This is a genomic window from Halomonas llamarensis (genome assembly GCF_023555005.1).
GTDB lineage: Bacteria > Pseudomonadota > Gammaproteobacteria > Pseudomonadales > Halomonadaceae > Vreelandella > Vreelandella llamarensis.
The window spans coordinates 69,395-88,661 of the sequence record NZ_JAMJPJ010000014.1; the positions used below are offsets into that span (position 1 = coordinate 69,395).

The 19,267-nt window shown below is 54.6% G+C and carries 15 protein-coding genes and 1 CRISPR repeat array; of the genes, 11 read left to right on the forward strand and 4 right to left on the reverse strand.

Going from position 1 to position 19,267, the window contains the following annotated elements:
- Positions 1 to 12: 12 nt before the first annotated feature.
- Positions 13 to 762, reverse strand: coding sequence for a GntR family transcriptional regulator (locus M8006_RS10100; protein ID WP_250081788.1), 750 nt, complete (start codon positions 760 to 762; stop codon positions 13 to 15).
- 261 nt (positions 763 to 1,023) lie between these two features.
- Between M8006_RS10100 and pabB the strand changes: the two genes are divergently transcribed.
- Positions 1,024 to 2,376 (forward strand): aminodeoxychorismate synthase component I, encoded by a 1,353-nt coding sequence (gene pabB, locus M8006_RS10105; RefSeq protein ID WP_250081789.1) that lies wholly within the window; start codon positions 1,024 to 1,026, stop codon positions 2,374 to 2,376.
- Positions 2,377 to 2,507: 131 nt separating this feature from the next.
- Complete coding sequence (locus tag M8006_RS10110) at positions 2,508 to 3,146, forward strand: phosphoadenosine phosphosulfate reductase domain-containing protein (protein ID WP_250081791.1); 639 nt, start codon at positions 2,508 to 2,510, stop codon at positions 3,144 to 3,146.
- 37 nt (positions 3,147 to 3,183) lie between these two features.
- On the opposite strand, the gene cysB is transcribed toward M8006_RS10110, so the two are convergent.
- Complete coding sequence (cysB, locus tag M8006_RS10115) at positions 3,184 to 4,158, reverse strand: HTH-type transcriptional regulator CysB (protein WP_250081793.1); 975 nt, start codon at positions 4,156 to 4,158, stop codon at positions 3,184 to 3,186.
- 243 nt (positions 4,159 to 4,401) lie between these two features.
- On the opposite strand from cysB, the gene trxA reads away from it, so the two are divergent.
- Entirely contained in the window at positions 4,402 to 4,722 is a 321-nt protein-coding gene (trxA, locus tag M8006_RS10120; RefSeq protein WP_179930300.1) for a thioredoxin, read from the forward strand.
- A 96-nt stretch (positions 4,723 to 4,818) separates the two neighbouring features.
- Here trxA and M8006_RS10125 read toward each other — a convergent pair whose 3' ends face one another.
- A complete protein-coding gene (locus M8006_RS10125; RefSeq protein WP_250081795.1) occupies positions 4,819 to 5,943 on the reverse strand; it encodes an AI-2E family transporter in 1,125 nt (374 codons plus the stop codon).
- A gap of 146 nt (positions 5,944 to 6,089) precedes the next feature.
- On the opposite strand from M8006_RS10125, the gene M8006_RS10130 reads away from it, so the two are divergent.
- Entirely contained in the window at positions 6,090 to 6,884 is a 795-nt protein-coding gene (locus M8006_RS10130; protein WP_250081797.1) for an SIMPL domain-containing protein, read from the forward strand.
- Between the two features lie 18 nt (positions 6,885 to 6,902).
- Here the strand turns inward: M8006_RS10130 and serS are convergent, their stop codons facing one another.
- A complete protein-coding gene (gene serS, locus M8006_RS10135) occupies positions 6,903 to 8,180 on the reverse strand; it encodes a serine--tRNA ligase (RefSeq protein WP_250081799.1) in 1,278 nt (425 codons plus the stop codon).
- 205 nt (positions 8,181 to 8,385) lie between these two features.
- On the opposite strand from serS, the gene cas3 reads away from it, so the two are divergent.
- Genes cas3 through cas2 form a run of 7 tightly spaced genes read left to right on the forward strand, consistent with a single transcriptional unit; the run spans position 8,386 to position 16,000 of the window.
- Positions 8,386 to 10,638, forward strand: coding sequence for a CRISPR-associated helicase Cas3' (gene cas3, locus M8006_RS10140; RefSeq protein WP_250081801.1), 2,253 nt, complete (start codon positions 8,386 to 8,388; stop codon positions 10,636 to 10,638).
- A 27-nt stretch (positions 10,639 to 10,665) separates the two neighbouring features.
- Complete coding sequence (gene cas5c / locus M8006_RS10145) at positions 10,666 to 11,334, forward strand: type I-C CRISPR-associated protein Cas5c (protein ID WP_250081804.1); 669 nt, start codon at positions 10,666 to 10,668, stop codon at positions 11,332 to 11,334.
- Positions 11,331 to 13,130 carry a type I-C CRISPR-associated protein Cas8c/Csd1 gene (gene cas8c / locus M8006_RS10150; protein WP_250081805.1) on the forward strand — a complete coding sequence of 600 codons (1,800 nt, stop codon included), beginning with the start codon at positions 11,331 to 11,333 and terminating at the stop codon, positions 13,128 to 13,130. Before cas5c ends, cas8c begins: the two co-directional genes overlap by 4 nt.
- Positions 13,127 to 13,996, forward strand: a complete 870-nt coding sequence (gene cas7c / locus M8006_RS10155) for a type I-C CRISPR-associated protein Cas7/Csd2 (protein ID WP_250081806.1) — start codon at positions 13,127 to 13,129, stop codon at positions 13,994 to 13,996. The genes cas8c and cas7c overlap by 4 nt, the downstream gene beginning before the upstream one ends.
- A gap of 10 nt (positions 13,997 to 14,006) precedes the next feature.
- On the forward strand, positions 14,007 to 14,645 hold the full coding sequence (gene cas4 / locus M8006_RS10160; RefSeq protein ID WP_250081809.1) for a CRISPR-associated protein Cas4: 639 nt from the start codon (positions 14,007 to 14,009) through the stop codon (positions 14,643 to 14,645).
- A gap of 5 nt (positions 14,646 to 14,650) precedes the next feature.
- On the forward strand, positions 14,651 to 15,691 hold the full coding sequence (cas1c, locus tag M8006_RS10165) for a type I-C CRISPR-associated endonuclease Cas1c (RefSeq protein ID WP_250081810.1): 1,041 nt from the start codon (positions 14,651 to 14,653) through the stop codon (positions 15,689 to 15,691).
- Positions 15,692 to 15,709: 18 nt separating this feature from the next.
- Positions 15,710 to 16,000, forward strand: a complete 291-nt coding sequence (gene cas2 / locus M8006_RS10170) for a CRISPR-associated endonuclease Cas2 (protein ID WP_250081812.1) — start codon at positions 15,710 to 15,712, stop codon at positions 15,998 to 16,000.
- A 190-nt stretch (positions 16,001 to 16,190) separates the two neighbouring features.
- Positions 16,191 to 19,231: a CRISPR direct-repeat array (repeat unit 33 nt; unit sequence GTCGCGCCCCGCCCGGGGCGTGCGGATAGAAAC).
- Positions 19,232 to 19,267 lie beyond the last annotated feature (36 nt).

Here is a 19,267-nt window from a genome sequence, read left to right on the forward strand (position 1 = left end):
GTGTGCTGACGTCTAGTCTGACGTTTGCTCCAGCGTAGCCGCATAGCGGTCGGCGACGTTCGCGCGAGAAGCACTCACGTGGCGGCGCATCAATAACTCGGAAAGTTCGGCATCGCCGGCTTCAATGGCATCGACAATGCGGTGGTGTTCGACAAAAGCACGCTGTGGGCGCGAACCGCTGGCGCTAAACTGGGTGCGGTACAAGCGCACCAAGTAATAAAGGTCATCGCAAAGCAGGTTCATCAACATCTTGTTATGACTGCCCTTCACAATGCGATAGTGAAAATCCAGATCACCCTCGCGCTGATAATAAGCTTCGCCACGCTTTAAATCATCTTGGCTTTCATGCACGGCCAGCACGTTACGTAGACCGGCTATTTCTTCTGCGGTCATATTCTCAGCGGCTAAACGCGCTGCCATGCTCTCTAATGCTTCACGTACATCGAATAGCTCTAAAAGCTCTTTCATAGAAAGCTGTACAACGCGAGCGCCTACATGGGGCACGCGCTCAATTAACCGGTGGGCTTCCAAACGCCGCATCGCTTCGCGCAACGGCCCACGGGAAATACCGTAGGTCTTCGAGAGGCCCGGCTCGGTAATCTTGCTGCCCGGCGCGATTTCGCCACGCACAATGGCGTCCTGGAGCTGATGAAATACCCGCTCGGCAAGCGTACGCACTTCCGGCGAGGTATCTTCACTGCTCGGATCGGCTCGTTCTGGCTGCGAGTGTTGCTTTGGGGAATGCGTGGCAAGTAGTGTCATATTAAATTGTCGACAATCAAGAGTTGAAGGAACTTTAGCTCTCTCACTTTGCCGCGTCAACTAGGCGATATCGTCGATATTATCCACCTTTCGTTGTATTCGGTGTTTTTCGACGACACGTCCATGTCAACAATCTTGCGATTTTTTTAGAGTCGTCACCCTCGCCACGTAGCGTGAAAACCGCGTCGGTCCCGGTGGCTGGCGCAACGACGAGTCGCCCTCTAAAATGTGCCGCTCTTTACTGTTCAGGTTGACGTTTGCATGGCCACAGCGCTCTCGATCTCTGCTTTGCCCTACCCTTCCGACCCGCTAGCGCTTTTCGCGCAACTGCGGCAACGGTCTGGCGCCGTGCTGCTGGATAGCGGACGGCCGGTAGCGACAGGGCGCTACGATATTATGAGCAGTGACCCGCTGGCGACGCTTAACGTCGATAAACAGGGCTATTCAACGATTGAGAGCCAAACGCTAACGCCGCCTGACACGTTGGGCGATGCGTTTGCGCATCAAGCATGGCTTCTAGAACAGCTTAACGTGGAAGTGCCGGAGAGCACGCTGCCATTTACCGGCGGGCTGTTGGGTTATTGGGGCTATGACTTAGGCCGCGAGACCCATTCGGTGGCGACCCAACGCCCGGCATCGACAACGCTTCCTCAAGCGCGGCTAGGGCTTTATGACTGGGCCATCATCGTCGATCACGCTAAAGCCCAAGCATGGCTCATCGCAAGCGACGCGCGCCGCAAACACGTACAGCGCTGGCTGGCGCAGCCAGCCCCTCGCGGCGCTGCCTTTTCACTCACCACAGCGTTTCAGGCTGAGATGACACAGGCGGATTACCTCGAACGTTTTGATCGTGTTCAGGACTATATCCGCACCGGCGACTGTTATCAGATCAACCTCGCTCAGCGCTTCTCTGCCCGGTTTACCGGAGACACCTGGGCGGCGTATCTGCGCCTGCGCCACGCCACACCGACCCCCTTCTCAGGATTTATGGCCTGGGACGACAAAACCGTCCTCTCGCTCTCGCCCGAGCGCTTTATTCAGTCACGCCACGGTCAGGTCGAAACCCGCCCGATTAAAGGCACGCGCGCGCGCGGAAACTCGCCATCAGAAGACCAAGCCCTTGCCCAGGCACTTTTAACGAGCAGCAAAGATCGCGCCGAGAATGTGATGATCGTGGATTTGCTGCGTAACGATTTGGGTCGCGTGTGTCAGCCGGGCAGTATCCGCGTGCCGCAGCTGTGCGCACTCGAAAGCTACCCCAACGTGCACCACCTGGTCAGCGTGGTGCAAGGCCGGCTTTGCGCTGAGCATTCGCCATTGGCGCTGCTAAAGGCCGCTTTCCCTGGGGGCTCCATTACCGGGGCGCCCAAGATTCGTGCGATGCAGATTATCGACGAGCTAGAACCCTGCCAGCGCAGCGTTTACTGCGGCAGCCTCGGGTATGTGGATGTGCGCGGCAGCATGGATACCTCGATTGCGATTCGCACCGTGATAGCCGATGGCGACACGCTGCATCTATGGGGCGGTGGCGGCCTGGTGGCCGACTCCGAAGGCGGAGCTGAGTACATTGAGACGCTGGATAAAATCCGCCATCTGATATCATCTTTGGAATAAAAAACAAAAAATATAAATCAAAAAGAAATATAAAACCCAAACAAAACGGTATTGGGGAGGAAGGATTGACTTTTGGTAGCCTGACGGCATAACCCATTATGCTTTTTTTCGCATGACGCCAAGGAGACAAAATGCCCACGTCATCTACTACGGCTTTCGATCTAGACGAAATCAACCAAACGCTGGGCCACCAGCCGCAAGCATTGATTGAATGGGCGATGCAACAAGGCCAGCGGCCCATCTGCACGACAAATTTTCGCCCTTTTGAAGCCGTCATCCTGCACATGGTGACCCAAGCCAACCCCAATATTCCCATTGTGTGGATGGATAGCGGCTATAACACCGAGGCGACCTACCGCTTTGCCGATGAGGTGATTAAACAGCTCAACCTCAATATCATCACCTATTTGCCGCGGCGCACTCGTGCCCACCGTGAAGCGCTAGAGGGCCCCTTCCCGAGCGTTGACGACCCGCACCACGCCACCTTCACACAAGAAGTCAAAATTGAGCCGTTTGAACGTGCACTGAACGAAATGCGGCCTGATGTTTGGCTCACCGCGCTACGCGCCGAAGACACCGCAGAACGGGCCAAGATGCAGCCAGTCAGCGAGAGCGAGAGCGGTTTGCTAAAAGTCGCACCGGTATTGCACTGGCGAGCGAAAGATATGTACGACTATCTGCAAGCGCACGGATTACCCAATAACTTTGACTATTTCGACCCCACCAAGGTGGAAGAAAAACGCGAGTGCGGGCTGCATCTGCAGCACTAAAGCGTCTAGGCTTAAGGTTTAACAAAACGGTTAGCGGTTAATATTCGGGAAGCTCAACTTCATCAAACAGCGCCTGCTCGTGACGCGGGCCTGCGGTTAACGCCGCATCAACACGATCACGCGTGAGGTGCGGCGCAAACCGCTCCAAGAAATCGTACATATAGCCGCGCATAAAGGTACCGCGGCGAATCCCAATTTTGGTGGTGGAGCTTTCAAACAGGTGTCCCGCCTCCAGCGCCACAAGATCAGTATCCTGTTCGGGGTCGACCGCCATGTGGGCCACGATCCCGACCCCCATGCCAAGGCGTACGTACGTTTTAATCACATCTGCATCGGCGGCGGTCAGCACCACATTGGGGGTCAACCCTTTGGCGTTAAAAGCATCATCTAGCTGCGAGCGACCGGTAAAACCAAACACATAGGTCACCAAGGAATACTCGGCCAACGCTTCAAGTGTTAATGGGTCGTCAAGCTTGGCTAGCGGATGGCCTTTGGGCACCAGCACGCAGCGGTTCCAGCGGTAACACGGCAGCAGCACCAAGTCGGTAAAAAGCTCCAGCGACTCCGTTGCAATAGCAAAATCTGCCTGCCCTTCGCTCACCATCTGGGCGATTTGTTTAGGTGTGCCCTGCTGCATATGCAGCGCGACATCAGGATATTTTTGCGTAAACTCGGTAATAACCGGCGGTAGCGCGTAGCGCGCTTGTGTGTGCGTGGTCGCAATCGCCAAGCTGCCGCGGTGCTCGTCGCTATGCTCTTGCGCCACCTCTTTGATGTTATCGGTCAGGCGCAGCACTTGTCCGGCAAGCTCGATAACCGCCTGCCCAGCAGGGGTGACGCGGGTAAGGTGCTTGCCGCTGCGGGCAAAAATTTCAACGCCAAGTTCATCTTCTAATAAGCGGATTTGCTTGGAAATACCGGGTTGCGAAGTAAACAAACTCTGCGCCGTGGCCGACACATTGAGGTTGTGACGGCTAACTTCCCAGATATAACGTAGTTGTTGTAGCTTCATAGCGTCGCCCTTTGAGCCATCGGTATTGAGTCGCTAACAAACGTAACGAGCCTCAAAAACCAAAACTTATAGTATATAAAATTAGTTTATAATATCTTTATAGTATAAACAATTTTATCGCGCTTCTCGCTATGCCGCTATCGATTTTCGCCAGCATATTTGCCAGCTCTTGCCATGGTCGCTAACATTGATCGGCTTGGCGCGGTGCAAGAGCGCTTTCACTAGGCAAAACAGGAGAAGTCCATGTCCAATGTTGATGTCACCAACGCCAATTTTGAGCAAGAAGTACTAAACGCCGAACAGCCCGTGCTGTTGAAATTCTGGGCCCCCTGGTGCGGCCCCTGCAAAGTCATGGCGCCGGTGGTAGATGAAGTTGCCAGTGAGCGCGACGACAGCCTAAAAGTCGTCAGCATCAACGTCGACGACGCCCCTGAAATTGCCGCTGAACAAGGCGTGCGCGGTGTGCCCACCGTTATGCTTTTCAAATCGGGGACGAAAGTCGCTTCACTGGTAGGCGCTCAGTCTAAGTCTCAGCTGACGCAGTTCATCGACCAGAACGCTTGAACGCGCACTGACTAAACCCTCGCTGAGTAAGCGTTGATTGAGAAAGACCGCCGAACTGGCGGTCTTTTTATTCCCTATAGGCGCTTTTCAGTGCATTTAATGCTCACGTCTTAGCGGTGGATTGTTGGCGTCACGCAAGCGTTCACTTTTCTCTTCGCTGAGGCGTGCCCCTGGGCCTAAAAGGTGCGCCATCCAACGGGTTTGCGGGTGACTGTCCAAGGCAATTTTAAGCGTCATGGTTAAGAGCACCGACAGCAGCATCCCCGCTGCACCAAAAATCCATCCCCACACGACTAACGAGACGAACGCAACCAGGGTGGAAAGCCCCAACGCTCGTCCCATCAAACGCGGCTCAACTAAATTCCCCAACACAAAGTTGATCCCGAGATAGGCCAACGAGAGCAAAAATGCCTGCCATACACCACTATTTTGCGACACCAGCAGCAGTAACACCGGCGGTATCGCCGCGATCGCCGAGCCAATATTGGGAATAAAGTTGAGCGCAAATGCCAACACCGCCCAAAGCAGGGGAAATTCAACCCCAACAAACAGACAGGAGAGCCATACCAAAACGGCCGTGGCCAAACTGATGATGGTTTTCACCGCAAGATAACGCTTAAAGGTACGGCTAAACTCAGCAAAGCGCTTTAGACTGGGCGCCGGGTTTTCCAAGGCAAGCGACACCTTATCGCGAAAATTAAGCGTCTCAAACATCATAAAAACCACCAGCAGCGAGACGATGATACTCTGCATGAACAGATTACCAATCTCGCTTAAAACAGCGGGCACCCAGGTCGTACCGCTTTGCGTATCAAACAGCGAATTAAGCTGCTCTGGGTCAATTGCAAGCCCCATGTTCGAGAGTCTGTTCAGCACGCTCCAATAGGCTTCATAAAGACGCGTTTCAATATCCGGCAGTGAATTAACAAAAGTGCTAAAGCTATTCACCACCAACAGCCCCAAAAGCAATACCAACGCGAGCAAAACTAGCAGGGTTAAAAATACCGCCGCGCGCATAGGTAACCCGCAGCGATGAAGCCACTGCACCGGCGAGGTACATACCACGGCGATAAAAAACGCCAGCAGCATTGGCACCAACAAACTCGAGCCGACTTTCATCCCTGCCACAATCACCACTAACGCCGCCAGCGATAACGTGGCATTCAGCGGCATGCTTCGATAGTTATCCAAGCGCTCATCTTCTTCGCTCAATTTGGGCATAACCCCTTCCTTAGACTTTTATTCACTTATCATGGCGGTAACGGCGAGTTTGCACAAATCCTGCTATTCATCTAAGAACTTTCTATGCCCATCGCGCTCAATATAGACGCTTTGTTTATTCATCCAACACGTTAAGGAAACGCACTGTGACGACTTCAACTGCACTAAAACACCACTTACAACGTCTTATGTTTGGCACGAGCTTGGCCATTTTTGCCTTCGCCTATTCGGCTCAAGCCAATGAAACGATAACGGACGAAACGCCGCGTCTTCGCGTCACGGCTGATGCCTACGTAGACGTCACGCCGGACAAAGCAACGCTAAGCGCTCGCCTGTGGGAGGACACACCGGCAATCAATCAGCTAGCAGAAGAGGATCAGGCGGCGCTGAGCGATGCCCGACAACAATTAGAAAAGCGCGCAGGCGAACTGATTCGCACCCTAGAAGCGCACGGCGTGGCACGCGAGGCGATTACCGCCGGCTCGCTTAATATCACCCCGCGCCAGGTACACAACGCAACCGATAACGGCGAGCGCGAGACACTTAGACGCACACGTGTAGAGCGCCCAGTAGCCATTGAGCTTCAAAAGATTGAACGTGTCAGCGAAATTCTCGACGCGCTCGTGGCCGCGGGAGTTAACCGTCTTGAGGGAGTCGAGTTTGATCTGCAAAACCGCGACGCCGCGACCGATAAAGCCTTAATCAAAGCGCTAGAAAAAGCCCGTCATAAAGCCAACCTGATGGCCAAAACGCTCGACACCCAGTTAAATCGCGTGATGCGCATCGAAGAAACCCAGTCGGCCTCTTTTCAACCACGGATGATGGCGATGAGTGCAGAACGCAGCAACGCAACCGGCTCAAGCGCCCGCCAGAGTGAATATCGCCCCGGCACCATCCGCATCGATGCCGGGGTTAACGTCGAGTGGTCACTTAAAGAGTAACGCTTGAAGCATAAGGCCTTACAGCGCGATGGTTTGCACACCGCCCATATAAGGCTGCAACGGTGCGGGAATGGTCACCGAGCCGTCTGCCTGTTGGTGATTTTCCAGCACTGCCAGCAGGCAACGCCCTACGGCCAGCCCCGAGCCGTTCAAGGTATGCAAAAGCTGCGGCTTCTTAACGTCGGGTATCCGCACGCGTGCCTTCATGCGCCGCGCTTGAAAGTCTTCACAGTTGGAAATCGACGAAATCTCGCGGTACGTCTCCTGGCTTGGCAACCAAACCTCTAAATCGTAGGTTTTCGCCGCGCCAAAGCCCATATCGCCGGTGCACAACGTCACCACGCGATATGGCAGTTCTAGCGCCTGCAAAATCGCCTCTGCGTGGCCGCGCATCTCATCAAGGGCGTCGTAGCTTTTCTCCGGCTCGACGATTTGCACCATCTCGACTTTATCGAACTGGTGCTGGCGAATCATGCCACGGGTATCGCGTCCGTGGGCCCCCGCCTCCGCTCGGAAACACGGCGTATGGGCAGTCAGCTTCATCGGCAGCGCCGCCTGCTCGACGATCTCATCGCGCACAAAGTTGGTCAGCGGCACTTCAGAGGTAGGAATCAAGTGGTACTCGCGTTCATCGTTGAGCTTGAACAAATCGTCGCCGAATTTTGGCAGCTGACCCGTACCGAACAATGCATCGCGGTTAACCATGTACGGCACATAGCACTCTTCGTAACCGTGCTGCTGGGTTTGAGTGTCCAACATAAACTGCGCCAGCGCCCGATGCAGGCGCGCCACTGGCCCACGCATTACGGCAAAGCGCGCGCCCGTTAGCTTCGCTGCTAAATCAAAATCGAGATAACCCGACTTCTTGCCCAGATCGACGTGGTCCAGCACTTCGAAATCAAACACCCGCGGCGTGCCAATCCGGTGCAGCTCGACGTTATCGTCTTCGCTCTCGCCATCGGGGACGCTTTCGTGCGGCAGGTTGGGAATGCCGCTAACGATATCCTCCCAATCATCCTGAACGGAGGCCAGCTCACGTTTCGCCGCCTCCAGACGCTCACCCAAATCGCTCACTTCATCCAGCAGCGGTTGGATATCTTCCCCGCTGGCCTTCGCTTTCCCAATCGCTTTAGAGCGGGTGTTACGCTCGTTTTGCAACTGTTCGGTTTGCGTTTGCAGCTCACGGCGGCGCGACTCAAGCGTCGACAGTTCCTCTTTGTCCAGCACAAAGCCACGGCGCGCCAGCCTAAGCGCTACCGCATCAAGATCATCGCGCAGCAGTTTCGGATCGAGCATGAATTATCCCTTGGCCTGAAATCAATGAAGTATACGGCGCAAATAGCCGCATCAAAGGTGTCCATTGTAGGCAAAAGCGCGGCGAGGAACCATGGCTGACTTCGCTAGTAAGCAATGGCTCATAGTGTGTAAGCATTTTGCTATAGCGTGAGCCTATTCTTTGAGGCTAAGGTGGCTAGACAATTCATTATGATGAGCTAAATTAATGTCACCCAAAACGCCGCTCTTTTACGCTCACTCACTTCCAGGAAAAGACAAGCAAGCCTGGCAAACCCTAGACGATCACTTGCAGTGTGTCGCCGAGATGGCAGCAACTCGCGCTGAACGCTTCGGTATGATGGACGCCGGTTATGCAGCGGGCCTTTTACATGATTTAGGCAAATACAGCGCGCCTTTCCAACGGCGGCTGGAAGGCTCTCCTGAACGCGTTGATCATTCCACCGCCGGCGCCATTGTGGCCAAGCAACAATATGGTAAAGGGATGGCTGAACTGCTTGCCTACTGTATTACAGGTCACCATGCTGGGCTTGCCAATGGTCGTGATCCAGGCGAACGCTCCCCGCTTAGCGAGCGTCTAAAAGCTGATATTCCTGCCATAGATCATGCTTGGAAAGAGGCTCTCACCTTACCAAAAGCGCCGAACCCTCCAAGCACATTTACGCAACGTCCAGAACGGGCTTTCTTTCAGCTTACCTTCCTCACCAGAATGCTGTTCTCCTGTTTGGTCGATGCAGACTACATCGATACCGAAACGTTCTATACCAAACATGAAACAGGCCTAGCGCAACATCGCGGTGGAGGCCCTTCTTTAAAGCCGCTCCGCAAAGAGCTCAATGCTCATCTTGAGAGCTTCAACACCGATAAAGGCATTAACCAAATACGCGGGCATATTCTGCGCGAGGTGCGTAACAAGGCAGTAATGAAACCCGGCTGCTTCTCTCTTACGGTGCCCACTGGCGGTGGCAAAACGTTGGCCTCCCTCGCCTTTGCGATTGATCATGCCATCACCCATGGCATGGATCGAATTATCTACGTCATTCCCTTTACCAGCATCGTCGAACAGAACGCTGCGGTGTTTCGGAAGGCGCTGGGCAAGTACGGAGCTGAAGCAGTACTCGAACACCACAGCACCTTTGATGCTGAAAAAGCGTCAAAAGGCGACAAGGATAGTCTTGATAAACTCAAACGCGATAGTGAGAACTGGGATGCACCGATTATCGTGACAACATCCGTGCAGTTCCTTGAAAGCCTATTTGCCGCTAAAACATCACGATGCCGCAAATTACATAATATTGCCCGTAGCGTCGTGATTCTGGATGAAGCACAGACAATGCCCCTACCCTTGCTACGACCAAGCGTTGCCGTGCTGGATGAACTCGCGCTGAATTATCACGCCAGCATTGTGCTCTGTACCGCTACCCAACCAGCACTCATTGAAACCGATGATGCTGAGCACAGCTTCGCGGGTGGGTTCAAAGATGTTGAAGAACTAGCCCCAAATCCAATAAATCTATATCAAGCGTTAAAACGGGTGACGGTAAAGCACATTAGCTGCTTAGATGACGACCAGTTAAGCAACGAACTCTTAGACGTCGAACAGGTGCTTTGCATCGTCAATAACCGCCGTCATGCCAGAGCCTTGTACGAATCCATCGCCGATCAGCCAGGCGCTTTTCACCTTACCACCGCCATGTGCGCCGTTCATCGGCGGCAGGTATTACAGCATATTCGTGAAACACTTAAAGAAGGCAAACCATGCCGGGTCGTGTCTACTTCATTAATAGAAGCGGGCGTCGATGTGGATTTTCCAAGGGTGCTGCGAGCTGAAGCGGGGCTAGACTCCATCGCCCAGGCCGCAGGGCGCTGTAATCGTGAAGGTAAACGAACCGCCGAAGAAAGCGAGGTGCGTATTTTTGCCACTGCCAATGAGGAATGGGCACCGCCGCCCGAGCTAAAACAGTTCGCCCAAGCCACCCGCGAAGTACTACGCCAACACGGCCACGACCCGCTTTCGCTGGAAGCGATAGAGGCGTATTTCACGCTACTTTACTGGCAGCAAGGGCCTGACCAACTCGATAAGCACCAACTACTCTCACTGATTGAGAATGGTCGGCTTGAAGGCCTGCCGTTTGAAACCCTCGAAAAGAAATTTCGCCTTATCGACAACAATCAACGAAGTGTCATTATTCCCAGAGACGATGACGCACGCAAAGCGATTAAAGATCTCGCCTTTGCTATAAGCCCTGGCCGTATCGCCCGAAAATTACAGCTCTACACAGTGCAGGTGCCTCAGAACGGCTTTAGAGCCTTAGAGAAAGCGGGTGCCATTGCGCCCATCGAGCCGGATAAATTTAATGACCAATTCATGCTGCTAATCAATGAAGACCTCTACGATGATGCGCTAGGCTTGAACTGGAGCGACCCAACCTTTATGCGAGCCGAAAGCTTACAGTGGTAAACATACAAAACGAGATAGGGAGCCGTTATGCCATACGGAGTTCGACTGCATATCTGGGGTGACAGGGCCTGCTTTACTCGGCCAGAGATGAAAGTAGAGCGTGTTTCCTATGATGTGATCACACCCTCGGCGGCACGCGGTATTCTAGAAGCCATCCACTGGAAACCCGCCATTCTCTGGTGTATAGACCGCATCTATGTGCTCAAGCCAATTCAGTTTGAGTCGCTGCGGCGCAATGAGGTCGGTGGCAAGCTCTCAGCCGCTTCTGTAACAAAGGCCATGAAAGCGGGGCGCGTTGATGGTGTGGCCTATTTTGTTGACCAGAATCGCCAACAGCGAGCCGCCACCATTTTACGCAATGTCGCTTACGTTATTGAGGCGCACTTTGAATTTACCCCACGTGCGGATGATAGCGACACGCCCGGCAAACACCTGGACATTTTTAATCGCCGCGCCCGCCAAGGCCAATGCTTTCACACCCCCTGCATGGGCACTCGCGAATTCCCGGCGAATTTTGCGCTAATTGAGCCCGAACAGCCTCTTCCATCTTTTGACCCCGCATTAACCGGTGAGAAAGACCTTGGCTATATGCTGCACGATATTGACTTTGCCAACGGCAAGACATCGCGATTTTTCCGCGCCAATATGCAAGATGGTGTCATAGAAGTGCCTCCCTTCCAGGAGACCCTCGCATGATACTGACCGCCCTCAATGACTACTACCAGCGGCTCTCTAAGGAAAACAAAGTACCTCAGCCCGGCTTTAGTTCAGAAAAAATCAGTTTCGCCTTGGTATTCGATCAAAATGGTGTGCCGCAGCAGATCAATGATCTACGTGACACGTCAGGCAAAAAGCCCCGCGCGTGCCCATACCAAGTGCCCGTTGATAAACGGCGCACATCAGGCATTCATGCTTACCCACTTTGGGATAAAACTGCGTACGCATTAGGGGTAACAGCCGGAGAAGGCAAACGTTTAAGCGATGAACATGCAGCCTTCAAAGCGCGTCAGTTCGATCTTTTCCATGACAGTGACGATGAATCACTTCAAGCATTTTTGAAGTTTTTAGATCAATGGCACCCTGAAAAGCTATCCTCGCTACCCGGTTACTGCGAAGAAGTGTTAGATAGCAATATTATTTTTCGGCTAGACGGGCAACTCCAATACCTACATGAAAACGACACTGCTCGCCGAATGTGGAGCACTGCCCTCGAAGAAAATACCGGCATTTATGGGCAGTGCTTAATCACCGGTGAAGACGCCATACTCGGCACTGACCACCCTGCCATTAAGGGGGTTAGAGACGCACAATCGTCGGGTGCCTCGTTAGTCTCGTTTAATAGCGAGGCGTATGAATCTTACGGCTTTCGTAAAAATCAAAACGCGGCTATATCTACAGCAGCAATTTTTGGCTATACAACGGCGCTTAATTATCTACTGCGTGGCGATGCAGACAACCAACAACGTCTGCAAATAGGCGATACCACACTGGTGTTTTGGGCAACTGCGCAAACATCACAGGCCGCACAGGCAGCGGAAAGTTTTTTTGCGGTACTTAACCAACCACCCAGCGATGAACAGGAAGCTAGCAAGCTAGGCTCCCTACTTGCACAGGTAGCTGATGGCCGCCCATTAAAAGACGTTGCACCAGAACTCGAACCCGAAACGCAATTTTACGTGCTTGGCCTTGCTCCCAACGCCGCTCGATTATCAGTACGATTTTGGCTGGTGGACAGCTTAGAGCATTTAACCAAGCACTATGCCCAACATTACCGAGATCTAGACATTCAACCTGCACCATGGAAAGGCATTGCCCCCAGCGTTTGGTGGCTAACCTTGCAAACAGCGCCTATTCATGGCGCACGGCCAAAATCAGAAGACGTACTACCCCAACTTGCCGGCGAGATGATGCGCGCCATTATCACCGGACAGCGTTATCCCCGACCGCTACTTACCAACGTTGTTATGCGTTTTCGCAGTGATGGCAATATCAACGGCTTGCGCGTCGCGCTTTGCAAAGCAGTGTTAGCCAGAGAGGCTCGCTTGGCCACGCACTCAAACTCAAACAAACAGGAGGTTTCCGTGAGTCTTGATAAAAGCTCCACCCATCCAGGTTACTTAATGGGCCGCTTATTTGCCGAATTGGAAAACGCCCAACGTGGCGCACTTGGTAGAGAGTTAAATGCCACCATTAAGGATCGCTACTACGGTGCCGCTTCCGCCACGCCCGCCAGTGTGTTTCCTATGCTGCTGCGTAATGTGCAGAACCACCTTTCATCCATGCGCAAAAAAGAGAAAGGCGGAATTGCATACACAATTGAAAACGAAATCAGCCAAATTATTGGCGGACTGGGCGATACCTTCCCGCGCAGCCTGGGTATCGAAGAACAAGGGCGTTTTGCCATCGGTTACTACCATCAATCACAAGCGCGATTCGCTAAAAAAGACAACGCGAATAGCGATGAACAATCTGAACAGGGAGACTCAGAATGAACGCCATTGCAAACCGTTATGAATTTGTCCTTTTATTTGATATTACTAACGGCAACCCCAACGGCGACCCTGATGCAGGCAACCTGCCACGGCTCGACCCAGAGACCAACCAGGGGCTTATCACGGATGTTTGCCTAAAGCGTAAAATTCGTAACTACGTCGCGCTCGAAAAAGAACACGATGCTGGCTATGCCATCTACATGCAAGAAAAGTCAGTGCTCAACAACCAACATAAAAAAGCCTATGAAGCGCTGGATATCAAACCTGAATCTAAAAAGCTTCCTAAAGAGGCAGAAAAAGCACGTCAAGTAACTGAATGGATGTGCAATAATTTTTTCGATGTTCGTACTTTTGGCGCTGTCATGACGACCGAGGTAAATTCCGGTCAAGTACGCGGCCCTGTCCAGGTGGCCTTTGCCAGCTCTATCGACCCTGTCATACCCATGGAAGTCTCCATTACCCGTATGGCGGTTACCAACGAAAAGGATCTTGAAAAAGAGCGCACCATGGGCCGCAAGCACATAATTCCTTATGGCCTATACCGCGTACATGGCTACGTCTCTGCGAAGCTAGCGGAACGTACCGGTTTTTCAGAAGACGATTTAGCCCTTCTTTGGCGTTCTCTAATCAATATGTTTGAACACGACCGCTCTGCCGCACGTGGTGAGATGTCCACCCGTAAACTTGTTATTTTCAAGCATGATCACCCCATGGGTAACGCGCCCGCTCATGTGCTCTTCGATAGTGTTCAAGTGAAGCGTGTTGATGGGACAGAAAATACACCGGCACGTCACTACAGCGACTATCAGGTTCATATTGCTAGCGAGTCATTGCCGTCTGGTGTGACGGTAGAAGAACACCTATAGGTGAAACGCCATGGAAGAAGAGGCACGCCCTATTCCGCTTTCGGCCTTACAGCATACGCTGTTCTGCCCACGCCAATGCGCGCTGATTCATGTAGAACAGCAGTGGGCAGAAAACCGTTATACCGCTGAAGGCCGCCTATTACACGAACGCGCTGACCAGTTGGGGCATCAGCGCCGGCGGGGCGTGCATACTTCCATGGCCTTGCCTCTGGCAAGCGAACAGCTGGGCTTAAGCGGTATTGCCGATGTTGTGGAGTTTGATGAACGTCAATCACCTGTGACTGTCCGGCCTATTGAGTACAAACGCGGGCGACCCAAAGCGCACCGTGCGGATGAGGTGCAGCTTTGCGCTCAGGCGCTCTGTCTGGAAGAGATGCTAGATATCCACATCGACTCTGGCGCCCTCTTTTATGGCAAAACACGACGGCGCAAAGAGGTGGCGTTTGACGACACGCTACGCACGTTAACTCATCGTATTATTGAGCAAACCCGCGCTACTTTTGATGAGCAGCAGACGCCTCCTGCTATTTACGATGCTAAAAAGTGTGATCACTGCTCCCTTGTCGATATTTGCCAACCTCAAGTATTTAGCAAACAGCGCTCCGCAAGCCGATGGCTGACCCGGCAACTTGATGCACTGGATGAGTAACGCCCATGCGACGACAATTAAACTCGCTGTATATCACCACAGAAGGTGCTTGGCTTAAAAAAGAAGGCGCCAACATTGTCATGCAGGTAGAAGGGAAAGAGCGCGCCAGGCTTCCCATTCATATGCTGGAGTCCCTTGTATGCTTTGGACGTGTACTTGTATCCCCGCCGTTAATGGGATTCTGCGCCGAACAAGGCGTTACCATCACCCACCTGTCACCGAACGGGAAATTCTTGGCGCGTATTGAAGGCCCCGTCTCTGGCAATGTATTACTCAGACGGACTCAATATCGTGTCAGTGATAACGAAACCTCCTGTTCGAGCCTAGTCAGTAGCCTTTTGATTGGTAAAGTCCATAACCAGCGCGCTGTTCTCGCCCGGGGCATTCGCGACTATGGCAGCAAGATGCCACTTCAAGATCGTCAGCGCCTGGAAGCTGCTCGTGACCGGCTAAGTCGCATCGCACGTAATTTACTGCAGCCTGCCACAACCAATGAACTACGGGGCCTAGAAGGCGAAGCCGCCCAAGTATATTTCAGCGTCTTCAATTTATTAGTGCGCCAAGAAGGTGATGCCTTTGAGTTTAAAGGCCGTAATCGCCGCCCGCCGAGAGACCGCATTAATGCGTTATTGTCGTTTTTGTATACGCTGCTCACCCACGACTGCCGTTCAGCACTAGAAAGCGTCGGCTTAGACCCCGCGGTAGGCTTTTTACACCGGGATCGCCCAGGCCGCCCAAGTCTTGCGCTTGACCTTGCAGAAGAGTTTCGCCCTTTGTTGGGTGATCGACTAGCCCTCTCGCTCATCAATCGTCGTCAGTTACGCGAAAAAGACTTTAACATCACTGAAAGTAATGGTGTCGTTATGACAGATGATGCCCGCAAGCTAGTGCTGACGGCTTATCAGGAGCGAAAGCGTGAAGAGTTGTTGCATATGTTTATTGATGAAAAAGCACCTATAGGCATGCTGCCCATACTGCAAGCTCAATTAATGGCACGTCACCTGCGGGGAGACATAGATACTTACCCACCTTTCCTTTGGAAATAGCACACTGAGGACAATATCATGATGGTACTGGTAAGTTACGATGTCAGCACCTCTTCAGAGGGCGGTGAAGGCAGGCTGCGGCGAGTAGCAAAAGCATGCCGAGATGTAGGGCAACGGGTACAATTTTCCGTGTTTGAAATTGAAGTAGACCCCGACCAATGGGTGCTTTTCCGTCAGCGTTTGATCGACTTGATTGATGACGAGGTGGACAGTTTACGCTTTTACTTCCTGGGCCGAAATTGGAAAAGCCGCATCGAACACATCGGTGCCAAGCCAGCCTTGAACATGAATGGCCCTTTAGTTTTTTAATATTTCCCCTCGCTTGCGAACTGCAAGTGTCGCGCCAAACCCCGCTAGGTTCGCAGCTCTTTAATAATTTGATTTTACTAACAAATTATTTCGCCCACTTCTCTGCACCAAGCAAAAATCGTCTAATACTATGTGTTTCGCAGAAGCATGTCTTTTTGCTTTTATGTTTCATGATGTTATAAACAGAACAGTCGCGCCCCGCCCGGGGCGTGCGGATAGAAACGACTGCGGTGGCATCAAGGGGTAAGTAATGCCAAGTCGCGCCCCGCCCGGGGCGTGCGGATAGAAACACCGGTGCCAGCTTTAAGCGCCGAGAGGAAGATATGTCGCGCCCCGCCCGGGGCGTGCGGATAGAAACTCATATGCTGATGCAATGTTAGCCCCTCTGGCCAGGTCGCGCCCCGCCCGGGGCGTGCGGATAGAAACCAACACCAGACGGTGACCGGCCGGGCAAGGCTCATGTCGCGCCCCGCCCGGGGCGTGCGGATAGAAACATGTTACCCCGGCGCTGGCGTTACCGGGCGGGCCGCGTCGCGCCCCGCCCGGGGCGTGCGGATAGAAACCCTTATAGGGGAAAATTAAAAGGTGTTGTGGATAACGTCGCGCCCCGCCCGGGGCGTGCGGATAGAAACTTGAATAACTTTGCCGTGCAGCTCGTCGCTCCTGTCGGTCGCGCCCCGCCCGGGGCGTGCGGATAGAAACGGTACTCCAAATCGGGCAATAGATCGTGTGCCTTCAGTCGCGCCCCGCCCGGGGCGTGCGGATAGAAACTAGGCGACCATCAATTTCATCGTCAAGCCAATCGCGTCGCGCCCCGCCCGGGGCGTGCGGATAGAAACGTTAGCGCACTGGCCAGCGGTGATGTGTTTGGTTGTCGCGCCCCGCCCGGGGCGTGCGGATAGAAACAGTTCTACCCAGTTTTAGGCCAATGACTCTAGTCGGTCGCGCCCCGCCCGGGGCGTGCGGATAGAAACGCCGATATTATCGATAGAAGCCAAGGTCAAGTCAGGTCGCGCCCCGCCCGGGGCGTGCGGATAGAAACAGCATGACCGGCTAGCGGTGATCATCCGCGCCTGGGTCGCGCCCCGCCCGGGGCGTGCGGATAGAAACATGAAACTACTGCGATGGGTGCCAGGGCGGGTTTGGGTCGCGCCCCGCCCGGGGCGTGCGGATAGAAACTTCTTGAAAATGGCGCTATTTGTCATTGCAGTCGCGTCGCGCCCCGCCCGGGGCGTGCGGATAGAAACGGGTCATCGCTACATAACCATTGGATGAGGTACGTCGCGCCCCGCCCGGGGCGTGCGGATAGAAACCTTCGGCGGTTCGATCTTACGGTAGTGCCAACCTGGTCGCGCCCCGCCCGGGGCGTGCGGATAGAAACCCCCACGCGTTAAACAAGCGCGCGCTATCTGAACTGGTCGCGCCCCGCCCGGGGCGTGCGGATAGAAACCACCTGCTCGGCGGCCTTACGGCGACGCTCCTCCTGGTCGCGCCCCGCCCGGGGCGTGCGGATAGAAACAGTGGACCGAAGCCACTGCGGACCCCATTACCGAGTCGCGCCCCGCCCGGGGCGTGCGGATAGAAACTTCAATGTCGCGGCTGCCGATGCCCCAGCGTTGGACGTCGCGCCCCGCCCGGGGCGTGCGGATAGAAACTGCCCCTCAATCTATCGCTGTATCACGCGGCGCGGGAGTCGCGCCCCGCCCGGGGCGTGCGGATAGAAACTCCGCGCACGCCTGCGGCCTTACCAACGTTAACCAAGTCGCGCCCCGCCCGGGGCGTGCGGATAGAAACCACATCGGGATAATTTTTGAGTATGACGTTCAGTTGTCGCGCCCCGCCCGGGGCGTGCGGATAGAAACCTTGAGCATTTCGCGTTCAAGCTGGTCACCGCGCAGTCGCGCCCCGCCCGGGGCGTGCGGATAGAAACAGAAACCGAAGCCCGGAGCGCTTTCGCCGCGCCTTGGTCGCGCCCCGCCCGGGGCGTGCGGATAGAAACGTGCTTCCTGCCGATCGTCAGCTGGCACGCAGCGTGGTCGCGCCCCGCCCGGGGCGTGCGGATAGAAACAGCTACCCCGCAACCTGAACCGTAAAACGCTCAATGGTCGCGCCCCGCCCGGGGCGTGCGGATAGAAACCGCGCTAACTACGTCAGGACTAGGCACAAGCCAAGCGTCGCGCCCCGCCCGGGGCGTGCGGATAGAAACTTGCGCTGAACGGCAGGCGCTTTCGGGTCTGCGTGGGGTCGCGCCCCGCCCGGGGCGTGCGGATAGAAACCGCCTTGGCATCGTTGTAGCCATTCCAGAGGTAATGGTCGCGCCCCGCCCGGGGCGTGCGGATAGAAACCGCCATGACCAGGAGCGCATAGGCTGCAATCAAGGGTCGCGCCCCGCCCGGGGCGTGCGGATAGAAACATTGCCTAAGCCTGGTGTTTTGCGCGCACGTTTATACGTCGCGCCCCGCCCGGGGCGTGCGGATAGAAACCAGCACATGCTCAACGTCATCGATCGTCAGCTTGGTCGCGCCCCGCCCGGGGCGTGCGGATAGAAACCAACCGGAAAGCCAGAGCACCCAGGGCGCCTAAGAGTCGCGCCCCGCCCGGGGCGTGCGGATAGAAACGAATGGTGGTGACGCGTAGCGGCACGCATGACAAACGTCGCGCCCCGCCCGGGGCGTGCGGATAGAAACTTTGACGCGCGAGAACAGCCAGACGTTACCGACGAGTCGCGCCCCGCCCGGGGCGTGCGGATAGAAACCGCTATTGGTTTAATTGATGCGCTTAATATTGTAGTGTCGCGCCCCGCCCGGGGCGTGCGGATAGAAACACCATTACCGATAAGGGCCGCACTTTCACGGCAGGTCGCGCCCCGCCCGGGGCGTGCGGATAGAAACAAAAACTCAAGCTTGGAGGCGGTACGGATTAGAAAAGTCGCGCCCCGCCCGGGGCGTGCGGATAGAAACCGCCGCAGGGCTGGCAGTGTTACTCAAGCGCTTGGGGTCGCGCCCCGCCCGGGGCGTGCGGATAGAAACCGCGATATATCGCTAATCAAGCTCTACATTCACAGCGTCGCGCCCCGCCCGGGGCGTGCGGATAGAAACTCATCGTGTCGTCTGCGAAGCTCCCCGAGAGAGGTCGCGCCCCGCCCGGGGCGTGCGGATAGAAACACAATGGAAACCGGAAAGCGCGTTATTGAGTGCGGTCGCGCCCCGCCCGGGGCGTGCGGATAGAAACAAACCCACGTTATCGGCGCCTCTCGCTATCACATTG

Excerpts from the sequence above, each read along its gene's own strand:
- M8006_RS10100 (WP_250081788.1), bottom strand. The coding sequence starts at position 762 with ATGACACTACTTGCCACGCATTCCCCAAAGCAACACTCGCAGCCAGAA.
- pabB (WP_250081789.1), top strand. The coding sequence starts at position 1,024 with ATGGCCACAGCGCTCTCGATCTCTGCTTTGCCCTACCCTTCCGACCCG.
- M8006_RS10110 (WP_250081791.1), top strand. The coding sequence starts at position 2,508 with ATGCCCACGTCATCTACTACGGCTTTCGATCTAGACGAAATCAACCAA.
- cysB (WP_250081793.1), bottom strand. The coding sequence starts at position 4,158 with ATGAAGCTACAACAACTACGTTATATCTGGGAAGTTAGCCGTCACAAC.
- trxA (WP_179930300.1), top strand. The coding sequence starts at position 4,402 with ATGTCCAATGTTGATGTCACCAACGCCAATTTTGAGCAAGAAGTACTA.
- M8006_RS10125 (WP_250081795.1), bottom strand. The coding sequence starts at position 5,943 with ATGCCCAAATTGAGCGAAGAAGATGAGCGCTTGGATAACTATCGAAGC.
- serS (WP_250081799.1), bottom strand. The coding sequence starts at position 8,180 with ATGCTCGATCCGAAACTGCTGCGCGATGATCTTGATGCGGTAGCGCTT.
- cas3 (WP_250081801.1), top strand. The coding sequence starts at position 8,386 with ATGTCACCCAAAACGCCGCTCTTTTACGCTCACTCACTTCCAGGAAAA.
- cas5c (WP_250081804.1), top strand. The coding sequence starts at position 10,666 with ATGCCATACGGAGTTCGACTGCATATCTGGGGTGACAGGGCCTGCTTT.
- cas8c (WP_250081805.1), top strand. The coding sequence starts at position 11,331 with ATGATACTGACCGCCCTCAATGACTACTACCAGCGGCTCTCTAAGGAA.
- cas7c (WP_250081806.1), top strand. The coding sequence starts at position 13,127 with ATGAACGCCATTGCAAACCGTTATGAATTTGTCCTTTTATTTGATATT.
- cas4 (WP_250081809.1), top strand. The coding sequence starts at position 14,007 with ATGGAAGAAGAGGCACGCCCTATTCCGCTTTCGGCCTTACAGCATACG.
- cas1c (WP_250081810.1), top strand. The coding sequence starts at position 14,651 with ATGCGACGACAATTAAACTCGCTGTATATCACCACAGAAGGTGCTTGG.
- cas2 (WP_250081812.1), top strand. The coding sequence starts at position 15,710 with ATGATGGTACTGGTAAGTTACGATGTCAGCACCTCTTCAGAGGGCGGT.